Raw genomic sequence first — 12783 nt, forward strand, 5'->3', positions numbered from 1 at the left:
CGGGATTTGTCCCTGGCGTAGACATCTTGGTTATCAGTGCTGGCCTCATCGTCGGAACGCCGCCCGGAGCAGGCTCACTCCTACAGTTGATCGCATTCCTCCGAGCCAACTCGGTCCCCTGAGCGAGGTTTGCCGGCGAAGGCGTCAGCCCGGCCACCACTTTCCTTCAGGCAAAAGAAAACCCCCGACCAATCCAGAGGACTGATCGGGGGTTATCCAGGTAAGCGCCTTTCAGCGCTCACCGGCTCAGTTTATCGGCATCATTGGCAAGCTTCGCAATCCGGCTCGTCGATGGCGCAAGCCTTCGGCACTGGAGCAGGGCCGGCCGGTGCTGCCAGGACCGAATCTTCACCGTGGTTGCCGCCGCTGGAAACAGCGTTCAGCTTACCGGTGTTGATGGTCGACTTCTCGGTGCTGGTCGCAGCCAGGGCACGGAGGTAGTAAGTGGTTTTCAGGCCACGGTACCAAGCCATGCGGTAGGTCACGTCCAGCTTCTTGCCCGAAGCGCCGGCGATGTACAGGTTCAGCGACTGAGCCTGGTCGATCCACTTCTGACGACGGCTGGCGGCGTCAACGATCCACTTGGTGTCCACTTCGAAGGCGGTCGCGTAGAGCTCTTTGAGTTCTTGCGGGATGCGTTCGATCTGCTGCACGGAACCGTCGTAGTACTTCAGGTCGTTGATCATGACCGAGTCCCACAGGTCGCGGGCTTTAAGGTCGCGAACCAGGTACGGGTTGATCACGGTGAATTCGCCCGACAGGTTCGATTTCACATACAGGTTCTGGTAGGTCGGTTCGATCGACTGCGACACGCCAGTGATGTTGGCGATGGTGGCGGTCGGTGCGATGGCCATGATGTTGGAGTTACGAATGCCTTTCTGCACACGGGCACGTACCGGTGCCCAGTCCAGGGATTCGTTCAGGTCAACGTCGATGTACTTCTGGCCACGTTGCTCGATCAGGATCTGTTGCGAATCCAGCGGCAGGATGCCTTTGGACCACAGCGAGCCCTGGAACGTCTCGTAGGCACCGCGCTCATCGGCCAGGTCGCAGGAAGCCTGGATCGCGTAGTAGCTGACCGCTTCCATCGACTTGTCGGCGAACTCGACAGCAGCGTCGGAACCGTAAGGAATGTGCTGCAGGTACAGTGCGTCCTGGAAGCCCATGATGCCCAGCCCGACCGGACGGTGCTTGAAGTTGGAGTTCTTCGCCTGTGGCACCGAGTAGTAGTTGATGTCGATAACGTTATCGAGCATGCGAACGGCGGTGTTCACGGTACGTTCCAGCTTGGCGGTGTCCAGCTTGCCGTTGGTGATGTGGTTCGGCAGGTTGATCGAGCCCAGGTTGCAAACGGCGATCTCGTCCTTGTTGGTGTTCAAGGTGATCTCGGTGCACAGGTTCGAGCTGTGGACCACGCCCACGTGCTGCTGCGGGCTGCGCAGGTTGCACGGGTCTTTGAAGGTCAGCCACGGGTGGCCGGTTTCAAACAGCATGGAGAGCATTTTGCGCCACAGGTCTTTGGCCTGGATGGTCTTGAACAGCTTGATCTTGCCCGGGTACTGGGACAGGGCTTCGTAGTACTCGTAACGCTCTTCGAAGGCCTTGCCGGTCAGGTCGTGCAGGTCCGGTACTTCGGATGGCGAGAACAGGGTCCACGGGCCGTCATCGAAGACGCGCTTCATGAACAGGTCCGGGATCCAGTTGGCGGTGTTCATGTCGTGGGTACGACGACGATCATCACCGGTGTTCTTGCGCAGCTCGATGAACTCTTCAATGTCCATGTGCCAGGTTTCCAGGTAGGCACAGACAGCGCCTTTGCGCTTGCCGCCCTGGTTGACCGCTACGGCGGTGTCGTTCACCACTTTCAGGAACGGTACAACGCCCTGGGACTTGCCGTTGGTGCCCTTGATGTACGAACCCAGGGCACGTACCGGGGTCCAGTCGTTGCCCAGGCCGCCGGCGAATTTGGACAACATGGCGTTGTCGTGGATCGCGTGGTAGATGCCCGACAGGTCATCCGGCACGGTGGTCAGGTAGCAGCTGGACAGCTGTGGACGCAGGGTGCCGGCGTTGAACAGCGTCGGGGTCGACGACATGTAGTCGAAGGACGACAACAGGTTGTAGAACTCGATGGCGCGGTCTTCTTTGTGCTTCTCTTCAATCGCCAGGCCCATGGCCACGCGCATGAAGAACACCTGCGGCAGTTCGAAGCGGATACCGTCCTTGTGGATGAAGTAACGGTCGTACAGGGTTTGCAGGCCCAGGTAGGTGAACTGCTGGTCGCGCTCGTGGTTGATCGCCTTGCCGAGTTTTTCCAGGTCGAAGGTGGCCAGGATCGGGTTCAGCAATTCGAATTCGATACCCTTGGCGATGTAGGCAGGCAGGGCCTTGGCGTACAGGTCGGCCATTTCGTGGTGGGTAGCGCTGTCGGCGACGCCGAGGAAGCCCAGGCCTTCGGCACGCAGGGTGTCCATCAGCAGGCGCGCGGTCACGAACGAGTAGTTCGGCTCACGTTCAACCAGGGTGCGGGCGGTCATCACCAGTGCGGTGTTGACGTCGGTCAGGGCCACGCCGTCGTACAGGTTTTTCAGGGTTTCGCGCTGGATCAGGTCACCGTCGACTTCTTCCAGGCCTTCACAGGCCTCGGTGATGATGGTGTTCAGGCGGCCCAGGTCCAGCGGCGCAAACGTGCCGTCTGCNNGGGTGATGCGGATCGACGGGTGAGCGTTGACCGCTTCCTCGGCCGGTGCGTGGGCGGCGCGTTCTTTCGAACGACCGTCACGGTAGATCACGTAGTCGCGCGCCACTTTCTGCTCGCCGGCACGCATCAGGGCCAGTTCGACCTGGTCCTGGATTTCTTCGATGTGGATGGTGCCGCCCGATGGCATGCGACGCTTGAAGGTTGCGCTGACTTGTTCGGTCAGGCGGGCAACGGTGTCGTGGATGCGCGACGANGCAGCAGCGGTGCCGCCNTCAACTGCGAGAAACGCTTTGGTGATCGCGACGGTGATCTTGTCATCGGTGTAAGGAACGACAGTGCCGTTACGCTTGATCACGCGCAATTGGCCAGGTGCGGTGGCGGACAGATCCAGGTTCGAATCAGCGGCCTGCGGCACGGAGCCCTGCGGGTTCTCGCGAGTTGTGTCGGTTTGCATGGGGGATTGTCTCCACATTCTCTATGTTTGTTTGNGCACCATCACGGTGCCCACCGTTCCGTCCTGAAGCACTTACAACAGGCCGGCGTCGGGCATAACAACTTCGGGACAGTAGGAAAAGGCTAATGATGCCGCTTCCTTGCCGAAGTCTTTGGTCGCGAGCCAGGGCTCGAAACCGGATTCCATTCAGGGTGACAGTAATGACTGCAACACCCGTACCGTTCTGGCTGTTCTGGCCTCAAAAAACGGTGCCATCCGCAGGTGCGGTTTGGGCTTTCAAAAACACGCTTGGTTCAACCGGAATCAGCAATAAAGCGCTTGAGTTTCTGGTCTGAAATGTGGTTGGGCTTTTTCGCTTGAAACCCTACATGTAGGGTTTTTTTAGCGCCGAGGTACAAGATAATGCGTTTTGGGGGTCTTAGCAACGCACTACCTGTGGATAANNCTGTGCGTAAATTGTGTGTGAAACAGGGAACAGGCGTGTAGGCCGCGACCTAGCTGGAGCGGGCCGTTTTTCACTGATTTTCAGCGACTGAAAACAGTCATTCGGATTTTTAAGGGCGCGAACCCTATCACAAAAAACCAGGTTGTCCGAACGCATTTGCCGGCTTGTGTTCTCGGCGTTCGGCGTTTATACAATCGGCCAGTGTGTACGCATTCTTATCCTCCCCAATCATTACAAAAAGACGGGCGGATCCTTCCTTATAAGTGTTGTTGGCAAGCAGAGGTCACCGTGGAGCAAGAAGCCTGGCAGATATTGATTGTGGAGGACGACCAGCGTCTGGCCGAACTGACCCGCGATTACCTGGAAGCCAATGGCCTGCGCGTATCGATTGAGGGCAATGGCGCCCTGGCTGCGGCNCGCATCATCGCCGAACAGCCTGACCTGGTGATCCTCGACCTGATGCTGCCCGGCGAAGATGGCCTGAGCATCTGCCGCAAAGTCCGCGACAAGTATGACGGTCCGATCCTGATGCTCACCGCCCGCACCGACGATACCGATCAAATTCTTGGTCTGGACCTGGGCGCCGACGATTACGTGTGCAAACCGGTGCGCCCGCGTCTGCTGCTGGCGCGCATCCAGGCGCTGTTGCGCCGCAGTGAAGCCCCTGAAGTGGCCCCGGAAAAACAACGGCGTCTGCAGTTCGGCCCGCTGGTGGTGGACAACGCCTTGCGCGAGGCTTGGTTGAATGACAACGGCATCGAACTGACCAGCGCTGAGTTTGATCTGCTGTGGCTGCTGGTGGCCAACGCCGGGCGCATCCTGTCTCGGGAAGAGATTTTCACCGCCCTGCGCGGCATTGGCTATGACGGCCAGGATCGCTCCATCGACGTGCGCATCTCGCGCATCCGCCCGAAAATAGGCGACGACCCGGAGCATCCGCGACTCATTAAAACCATCCGCAGCAAAGGGTATCTGTTCGTCCCGGAAGCCTGTACCCCGTGAACTCGATCTTCCTGCGTATCTACGGCGGCATGTGCGCGGCGTTGATTCTGGTCGCGGTGCTCGGCGTGCTGGCCTTGCACCTGCTCAACCAGGTGCGCAGCGAGCAATACCGCGAACGCCTGGCGCACGGCACCTTCTCGTTGATGGCCGACAACCTGCAACCGATGAACGAAACCGAACGCCACCGCGCCTTGCTGGTGTGGGAGCGTTTGCTCGGGATTCCGTTGGCGCTGAAGACCTTTGCCCAGACCGACCTCGACCTGACGCAGCGCACCCGCGTGCTGCGCGGCCAGGCGCTGGTGGAACAGACCGGCCCGCATGCGGCGAAGGTCTATCGACTGGTCAGCGACAAGGAACAGTTGGTTCTGACGGGTGAAGTCCAGCAGATCAGCGAGCAGCTGGCGCGAGCGACTATCTACCTGCTGGCCGACGAATTGGTGCGCGTGCCGGTGGCTGAACAGCCCAAGCGCCTGGCGCAATTGAAACAAGAAAAGGGCTTCGGTTTCGACTTGCGCCTGGTCACCGTCGACCAGGCAGACATGGACGAAGACCAGAGCCGCCGGATCTCCGAAGGCGACACGGTGATGGCATTGGGCAAGGGCGGTGACTCGATCCGNGTGTTTGCCGGCATGGTCGGTACGCCGTGGGTCCTGGAAATTGGCCCGCTGTACCAGATGAATCCTTATCCGCCGGAATGGCTGGTGCTGATTGCGGCCCTCGGTTTGAGCCTGATCGGTTTGATCGTCTATTTATTGGTGCGCCAACTTGAGCGCCGCTTGCGTGGCCTCGAAGCTGCTGCCACGCGCATTGCCAAGGGCAGCCTGGAAACCCGCGTGCCGGCGCGCGGCGCGGACTCGGTGGGGCGACTGGCCTCTGCGTTTAATGGCATGGCCGAGCACTTGCAGCAGTTGCTGGCGATCCAGCGTGAACTGGTGCGCGCGGTGTCCCACGAATTGCGCACCCCGGTGGCGCGCCTGCGTTTTGGCCTGGAGATGATCGGCTCGGCCACCACGCCACAGGCTCTGGAGAAATACCGCGAAGGCATGGACCACGACATCGAGGACCTCGACAAACTGGTGGACGAGATGCTGACCTACGCGCGTTTGGAGCAGGGCTCGCCAGCGCTGAATTTCCAGAGGATCGATCTGGATGCGTTGGTCAATCAAGTGATCGAGGAATTGGCACCGTTACGCGCCGAGGTCACGGTGCAGCGCGGGCTGTGCCTGTCCGCCGCCGATTGTGACGATGCCTGGGTCGAGGCCGAGCCGCGCTACTTGCACCGGGCCCTGCAAAATCTGGTGAGCAACGCCATGCGCCATGCCTCGTCGCGGGTGACCGTCAGCTATCAGGTGGGGCAGCAGCGTTGCCGGGTAGACATCGAAGATGACGGGCCGGGCGTGCCGGAGTCGGCCTGGGAGAAAATCTTTACGCCGTTCCTGCGCCTTGATGACAGCCGTACCCGGGCATCGGGCGGGCATGGCTTGGGGCTTTCCATCGTGCGACGGATTATCNATTGGCACGGCGGGCGGGCGTTGATCAGCAAGAGCAATAATTTGGGCGGGGCATGCTTTAGCCTGAGTTGGCCGCGGGATCAGGATAAACCCTGACACTGCTATCGCGGGCAAGCCCGCTCCCACAGTTGGAATGCATTCTCCTGTGGGCGCTGGCTTAGTCTGGGTGGGGCGTGTTTCAGCCTGAGTTGGCCGAGGAATCAGGAGAAGCGATGAGGCCCTTCAATACACCGCAAATCCTCAGGCCTTGATACTGACCAGACTCAACAATTGCCCATCCACCACCCCAAACTGAGCATCCAGCTCCGTACCATTGCGCCATTCGCTGGACAGGTCCGTGAGCAAACGCAGCCGCACTTCACCCGCCTCGGTCCATTCCAACACCTCGGCATGTTCAAAATAAAACCGCTGTTGAACAATCGGATACAGCGCCTTGAACAGACTCTCCTTCACCGAAAACGTCAGCGTGACCAGCATCGCTAACTGGTCACGATGACCTGCGGCCATGCGCTGCAACTCCGGCGGGGTGAGGATTTCCCCGGCCAGGCGCTCGGCCCGTTCAGGGTTTAGCAGGTTTTCCAGGTCCATCCCCAATCCACGCCAGTGGGTCTTGTTCGCGACAATCGCCGCGGCCCAGCCGGTGCTGTGGGTAATTGAGCCGCTGATATGCGCAGGCCACACCGGCGCCCGGTCTTCACCGATGGCCGGGCTGAAACTCAGTCCTTCCAGCTGCTGCAGCGCCGCCCGGGCGCACACCCGACCGGCCAGAAACTCGGCCTGACGCTTGGCGACCGAGCGCTGGATGCTCGCCGGCGGCTCGATGGCGCTGCGCCGGAAATCATCGCTGGCCAGTTGCGAGGTATCGAAGTGCGTACTCAACAGCACCGTGTCAGGCAGCACAAACGGCAGCGGCCAATGGGCATCGAGCGGGGTGCAGCAGGCGGGTAGGGCGGGGGTGGGGTTCATGTCGGGCATTTTGCCGGGTTGCTCTCAGGCTGGGTAGTCCCGACGTTAGACCGAGGTGTTGCCATTCGCGAGCAAGCCCGCTCCCACATTGGATCTTCGTCGTGACACAAATCCAATGTGGGAGCGGGCTTGCTCGCGAAGGCAGCGACGCGGTCTATCTGTTCAACCAAAAATCTTCTTGAAGAACGCCTGCATATCCGCCCAGGACTTTTCATCCGCCGTCTTGCTGTACCCGATATCCGGCCCACCATGATCGCCATGGCCCAACCGATCCGCGTCCGGATTGCTGAATCCATGCTTGGCGCCCTCAAGGCTGACGAATTGATAGTCGGCCCCGGCCTTGTCCATCTCAGCCTTGAACGCCGCGACGTTATCCGCCGTCACCATGCTGTCCAGCGCGCCATGTTCCACCAGGATTTTCGCTTTCACGCTGCCCGGCGTTGCGGGCGTTTTGGTCGCCAGCGCGCCGTGGAAACTCACCACGCCCGCCAGCGGTACGCCTTGACGCGCTGCATTCAACACCACGGCACCACCGAAGCAGTAACCGATGGCAGCGACTTTATCCGGATTGGTCTGTGGCTGTTTCTTCAGCAAATCGAGCCCGGCCTGGAAGCGGGCGCTGGACGCCGCACTGTCTTTCGACGCCGCTTGCATGAAGGCCATGGCGTCCTTGGGATGCTCGGTGTTCTTGCCATCGCCATACATATCAATGGCCAGCGCGCTGTAACCCAGGCCGGCCAAGTCGCGGGCGCGGCGCTTGGTGTAGTCGTTGAGGCCCCACCATTCATGCACCACCACCACGCCCGGACGTTGGCCTTTAATAGCATCGTCGTAAGCGTAATAGCCGATCAGCTTCGTGCCGTCGGGGCTCTGATAGGGGATTTCCTGAGTCTTGATCGCGGCGTGGCTGAGCCCGCTCAAGGCCAGTAATACGAGGGCGAGGAAAACGCGCATTGTCGGATCTCCTGCATAAAAGTCATCAAAACAGCCGGGTAGAGTTGATTCAGCTTAGGTTCAGAGTGCGTTCAGGGGGAGTTCAGGGGTGGGTGCGTAACCTTGCCCCGTACCCAAAAAGCAAATAGCGCATGAGGAAATTCCCCAATGACTCACTTCAAAAAACTGCTTCTGGCTTTCACCGTCATGGGCGCGAGCGCGGCGGCTTTCGCTTCCGACGATAATTTCGCCAGCCTTACTCTTGGACAGACCAGCGACAAGGTCAAAAAGTCCCACGCCCTGAACGACAACCTCAACAGCCCGAACGCCGACGGCGTGATCGGCAAGGACACCACCTGGGGTGTGCGTCTGGGCCAGCAAAACAGCCAGGGCCGCTACTACGCCACTTACGACAACGTGTCGGGCTCGCACAATGGCATTAAACTGCGTCAGGAAAACCTGTTGGGCAGCTACGATCTGTTCTACCCGGTGGGCGGCAGCACCAAATTGTTCGGCGGTGCCACGGCCGGTCTGACCAAAATGACCCAGGAGTCCCCAGGCTTCAGCCGCGACAGCAACATCGGTTACGCCATCGGCGGCCAAGTTGGCGTATTGCAGCAAGTGTCGCAAAACACCTCGGTCGAGATGGGTTACCGTTACCTGCGCAGCAACGCCAGCACCGAGATGAGCGAGCGCGGTGGCAGCAAACAGGGTTCGCTGGACCTGACCAGCAGCGCCCAGACGTACCTGTCGGCGAACTACGCTTTCTGATAGGCGCAACCCTTGTGGGAGCGGGCTTGCTCGCGAAGACGGCGGCACAGTCGACATTGATGTTGCCTGACACGCCGCTTTCGCGAGCAAGCCCGCTCCCACAGGTTTCGCGGTGTAACTGAGAGCTGTGCTGCTGGAGATAACGATTTGCCTAGGAGAGCGTTATGAAACTGCTGGTCGTTGAAGATGAAGCGCTGTTGCGCCATCACCTGCAAACCCGCCTGACGGACAGCGGCCACGTGGTCGAGTCCGTGGCCAACGCCGAGGAGGCGCTGTACCAGACCGAGCAGTTCAACCACGACCTGGCGGTGATCGACCTCGGCCTGCCGGGCATGAGCGGGCTCGACCTGATCCGTCATCTGCGCAGCCAGGCCAAGACCTTCCCGATCCTGATCCTGACCGCGCGCGGCAACTGGCAGGACAAGGTCGAGGGCCTGGCCGCCGGCGCCGACGATTACGTGGTCAAGCCGTTCCAGTTCGAAGAGCTGGAAGCGCGGATGAACGCCTTGCTGCGCCGCTCCAGCGGGTTTACCCAGTCGACCATCGTCGCCGGGCCGCTGCTGCTGGACCTCAATCGCAAGCAAGCCTCTCTGGATGAGCAACCGCTGGCGCTGACCGCCTACGAGTATCGGATTCTCGAATACTTGATGCGTCACCATCAGCAGGTGGTGGCCAAGGATCGCTTGATGGAGCAGCTCTACCCCGATGACGACGAGCGTGATCCGAACGTGATCGAAGTGCTGGTCGGGCGCCTGCGCCGCAAGCTGGAAGGCCCGGCCGGGTTCAAGCCGATCGACACCGTGCGCGGCCTGGGCTACCTGTTCAATGAGCGCTGCCGTTGATTCGCTCGTTACGTGTGCGCTTGATGCTCGCGGCCACCACCCTGGCCGTGCTGTTTATGCTGGGCTTGTTGCCCGCCATGCAAGGCGCGTTCAGCCTGGCGCTGCAGGATTCCATCGAGCAGCGCCTGGCGTCGGACGTCACCACCCTGATATCCGCCGCGCGGGTCGAAAACAACCGCTTGCTGATGCCGGCGCAGTTGCCGGACGAACGCTTCAACCTGACTGACAGCCGCTTGCTCGGCTACATCTATGACCGTGAAGGTCATTTGGTCTGGCGCTCGAAGGCCACCGGCGAAGAGAAGATCAACTACAAACCGCGTTACGACGGACGCGGCAATGAGTTCGCGCGCATTAGCGAGGCCGACGGTCAGGAATTCTTCGTCTACGACGTCGAAGTCAAACTGCTCAGCGGTAAAAGCGCGGCGTTCAGCATCGTCGCCCTGCAACCGGTGCACGAATACGAAGTGACCCTCGAAGGCCTGCGCGAAAACCTCTACCTCGGTTTCGGCGCCGCGTTGCTGGTGTTGCTGGCGCTGCTATGGATCGGCCTGACCTGGGGCTTGCAGGCCTTGCGTCGGCTCAGTCAGGAACTCGACGAAATCGAAAGCGGCGCCCGCGAAAGCCTTACCGAAGAACACCCCCGTGAACTGCTGCGTCTGACCGGCTCCCTCAACCGTTTGCTGCACAGCGAGCGTGAGCAACGTGCGCGTTACCGCGACTCCCTCGACGATTTGGCCCACAGCCTGAAAACCCCGCTGGCCGTGTTGCAGGGGGTGAGCGAAGACATGGCCCAGCGGCCGGAAGAACGCGGTCAGGCCTGGGTATTGCAATCGCAGATCGAACGCATGAGCCAACAGATTGGCTATCAACTGCAACGCGCCAGCCTGCGCAAAAGCGGTCTGGTGCGCCATCAGGTGCGCCTGCAACCGGTGCTGCAAAGCCTGTGCGACACGCTGGACAAGGTCTACCGCGACAAACGCGTGCGCGTTGCTTTCGATTTGCCGGATCAGTGTTACGTGCCGATCGAACAGGGCGCCTTGCTGGAAATGATGGGCAATCTGTTGGAAAACGCTTATCGCCTGTGCCTGAGCGAAGTGCGCATCAGCCTGGTNGANACCCTCGAAGGTATCGAGCTGTGCATTGAAGATGACGGCCCAGGCGTACCGCCTGATCAGCGTGCGCGGATTCTGCAAAGGGGTGAACGGCTGGATCGCCAGCACCCGGGGCAGGGGATCGGCCTGGCGGTGGTCAAGGACATCATTGAAAGCTATAGCGCGAAGCTGACGCTGGGGGATTCGCCGATGGGCGGGGCGGCGTTCCGGATTCATTTTCCGGTGGTTTGATCGCAGGGTTTGGTGGTGTTCTTTCGGTCCTCATCGCGGGCAAGCCCGCTCCCACAGGTAGTTGCTTCGAATACAGATGTTGTGAACGACTCAAATCACTGTGGGAGCGGTCTTGCCCGCGATGGGGCCAGTCAACGCAACCCAAAAATCAGTTGCGGATACTGGACAGGCTTGATCCGCCGTAGACGTCCAGTCAGGTAGACCGCGTCATCGTTCATCGCGAGCAGGCTCGCTCCCACAGGAGATCTTCAGTGAATGCATAATCTGCGTTCACACCGATCACCTGTAGGAGCGAGCCTGCTCGCGATGGGGCCGGTCAACTCAACCCAAAAATCAGTTTCGGATGCTGGACAGGCTTGATCCGCCGTAGTCGTTCAGTCAGATAGACCGCGTCAGTCCTCATCGCGGGCAAGCCCGCTCCCACAGGTAGTTGCTTCGAATACAGATGTTGTGAACGACTCAAATCACTGTGGGAGCGGTCTTGCCCGCGATGAGGCCAGTGAATTCACCCCACACATCAGTTCTCTTGCGCGCGATAGGCACCCGGCGTCAACCCGGTCCACTTCTTGAACGCCCGATGAAACGCCGAAGGCTCGGAAAACCCTAGCTGCTCGGCAATCTGCTGCAACGACAGATCCGCCCGGCCCAGGTGATAAATCGCAATGTCCCGGCGCAACTGATCCTTCAACTCCTGAAAACTCGACCCTTCCTCACGCAAGTGCCGACGCAAGGTCTGCGGGCTGATGTGCAGGTGCGCGGCCACCGCTTCCAGGTCCGGCCAGCGTGCACTGTCGCGGCTGAGCAAACGGCGTAACTGGCTGCTCAGGCTGTCGCCTTCATCCGGCCGGGACAGCAGGTCGGCGGGGGAATGTTNGAGGAAATGCTTGAGGGTGCGCTCGTCCTGCAACAACGGCATGTGCAGGTAGCGGCTGTGGAACAGCAGGCTGCTCTGCGCCGTGGAAAACACCATGGGGCAGGGGAACAGCAAGTCGTATTCGGCGCCGTGCTCGGGCCTTGGGTAACTGAACGTCGCCTGCTCCAGCCGAATGCGCTGGCCGATCAGCCAGCTGCCGAGGCGATGCCACACCATCAATTGGCTTTCGGTGAGGAAATGGTCCGGGTCCTGGAACTTCGAGTCATCGAGGCTCAGGCGGATCATTTCGTCTTCGCGGGTCAGGGTCAGGCGCGGACCCTCGGGGAATAGGCTATAAAACAATAAGCCGCGATGCAGAGCTTTTTCGAGGTTGCGGCAGTGGATCACGGCGTGGCACATCATCGCGAAGGTGCCGGTTTTACTCGGCGTCGGCCCAAAACCGAGGTACTCGTCGTCGAGGGCCAGCCACAAACCCTGGATCAGTCGCGTGAACTGCTCCGGCGCAATCCGCGCCCGCGGTTCATCCAGCAACTCGGGGCTGATGCCGAGTTGTTGCAGCAGATTTGAGTAGTCATAACCCAGCCGGCGCGCGCCACCTAAGACGGCACGGGCGAAATGACTGGCGATGGTGCGTTCACGCATGGCAGGGCAGTTCCGTCCCATTGAACGACGGATGGTAGTCGCCAGTCTTGATGATGAACAGGCGGATATCCGCCAAATTGTAGGACGAGGTCTGGTCGATGGGCGGAAACCCGCCACATTGTTGTAACCGGTCGGTGACAAGGTTGAACCTGTAACCCTTGATGTCAAAAGGCTTGCAGGCTTTTTGACGAAGGTGGCACGAGCCTTGCGATACAACGAGCAGATGCCTGCCATTGCGCAGCTCGACAAAACAAATCCCTCCAGTGCAGGAGGGTTCGCAATTGAAGTGTCGNTGGCAA

10 protein-coding genes are annotated in these 12783 nt (G+C 60.2%); 6 read left to right on the forward strand and 4 right to left on the reverse strand.

The genetic code is table 11. From position 1 onward, the window contains the following. Positions 1 to 260: 260 nt before the first annotated feature. Entirely contained in the window at positions 261 to 3155 is a 2895-nt protein-coding gene (locus tag B7L09_RS25360; RefSeq protein WP_094471134.1) for a ribonucleoside-diphosphate reductase subunit alpha, read from the reverse strand. A gap of 200 nt (positions 3156 to 3355) precedes the next feature. Here B7L09_RS25360 and B7L09_RS32495 point away from each other — a divergent pair, with 200 nt between their 5' ends. From B7L09_RS32495 to B7L09_RS25370, 3 genes are all read left to right on the forward strand, one after another. Further along, positions 3356 to 3490, forward strand: a complete 135-nt coding sequence (locus B7L09_RS32495) for a hypothetical protein (protein ID WP_255142588.1) — start codon at positions 3356 to 3358, stop codon at positions 3488 to 3490. A 398-nt stretch (positions 3491 to 3888) separates the two neighbouring features. After that, positions 3889 to 4602 carry a response regulator gene (locus tag B7L09_RS25365; protein WP_094471135.1) on the forward strand — a complete coding sequence of 238 codons (714 nt, stop codon included), beginning with the start codon at positions 3889 to 3891 and terminating at the stop codon, positions 4600 to 4602. Further along, on the forward strand, positions 4599 to 6209 hold the full coding sequence (locus B7L09_RS25370; RefSeq protein WP_094471136.1) for an ATP-binding protein: 1611 nt from the start codon (positions 4599 to 4601) through the stop codon (positions 6207 to 6209). Before B7L09_RS25365 ends, B7L09_RS25370 begins: the two co-directional genes overlap by 4 nt. Positions 6210 to 6353: 144 nt before the next feature. On the opposite strand, the gene B7L09_RS25375 is transcribed toward B7L09_RS25370, so the two are convergent. Both B7L09_RS25375 and B7L09_RS25380 read right to left on the reverse strand, forming a co-directional pair. Then, positions 6354 to 7079, reverse strand: a complete 726-nt coding sequence (locus tag B7L09_RS25375; RefSeq protein WP_217902021.1) for a 4'-phosphopantetheinyl transferase family protein — start codon at positions 7077 to 7079, stop codon at positions 6354 to 6356. Positions 7080 to 7241: 162 nt separating this feature from the next. Beyond that, positions 7242 to 8033 (reverse strand): dienelactone hydrolase family protein, encoded by a 792-nt coding sequence (locus B7L09_RS25380; RefSeq protein WP_094471138.1) that lies wholly within the window; start codon positions 8031 to 8033, stop codon positions 7242 to 7244. A gap of 147 nt (positions 8034 to 8180) precedes the next feature. Here B7L09_RS25380 and B7L09_RS25385 point away from each other — a divergent pair, with 147 nt between their 5' ends. The 3 genes from B7L09_RS25385 (at position 8181) to B7L09_RS25400 (ending at position 10968) form a co-directional block, all read left to right on the forward strand. Further along, on the forward strand, positions 8181 to 8783 hold the full coding sequence (locus tag B7L09_RS25385; protein ID WP_094471139.1) for a hypothetical protein: 603 nt from the start codon (positions 8181 to 8183) through the stop codon (positions 8781 to 8783). A 164-nt stretch (positions 8784 to 8947) separates the two neighbouring features. Beyond that, the gene (locus B7L09_RS25395) at positions 8948 to 9625 is read left to right on the forward strand and encodes a response regulator (protein WP_094471141.1); all 678 of its coding nucleotides are present in this window, start codon (positions 8948 to 8950) and stop codon (positions 9623 to 9625) included. Continuing rightward, complete coding sequence (locus tag B7L09_RS25400; RefSeq protein WP_094471142.1) at positions 9622 to 10968, forward strand: ATP-binding protein; 1347 nt, start codon at positions 9622 to 9624, stop codon at positions 10966 to 10968. Before B7L09_RS25395 ends, B7L09_RS25400 begins: the two co-directional genes overlap by 4 nt. Before the next feature lie 517 nt (positions 10969 to 11485). Here the strand turns inward: B7L09_RS25400 and B7L09_RS25405 are convergent. Beyond that, positions 11486 to 12484, reverse strand: a complete 999-nt coding sequence (locus tag B7L09_RS25405; protein WP_094471143.1) for an AraC family transcriptional regulator — start codon at positions 12482 to 12484, stop codon at positions 11486 to 11488. Positions 12485 to 12783: the final 299 nt, after the last annotated feature.

The sequence above is a fragment of the Pseudomonas mandelii genome (genome assembly GCF_002251635.1).
In the GTDB taxonomy this organism is placed as follows: domain Bacteria; phylum Pseudomonadota; class Gammaproteobacteria; order Pseudomonadales; family Pseudomonadaceae; genus Aquipseudomonas; species Aquipseudomonas mandelii_B.

Bases quoted from the DNA above. Each gene is read 5' to 3' on its own strand.
- B7L09_RS25380 (WP_094471138.1), bottom strand. From the start codon at position 8,033: ATGCGCGTTTTCCTCGCCCTCGTATTACTGGCCTTGAGCGGGCTCAGC.
- B7L09_RS32495 (WP_255142588.1), top strand. From the start codon at position 3,356: ATGACTGCAACACCCGTACCGTTCTGGCTGTTCTGGCCTCAAAAAACG.
- B7L09_RS25395 (WP_094471141.1), top strand. From the start codon at position 8,948: ATGAAACTGCTGGTCGTTGAAGATGAAGCGCTGTTGCGCCATCACCTG.
- B7L09_RS25385 (WP_094471139.1), top strand. From the start codon at position 8,181: ATGACTCACTTCAAAAAACTGCTTCTGGCTTTCACCGTCATGGGCGCG.
- B7L09_RS25375 (WP_217902021.1), bottom strand. From the start codon at position 7,079: ATGAACCCCACCCCCGCCCTACCCGCCTGCTGCACCCCGCTCGATGCC.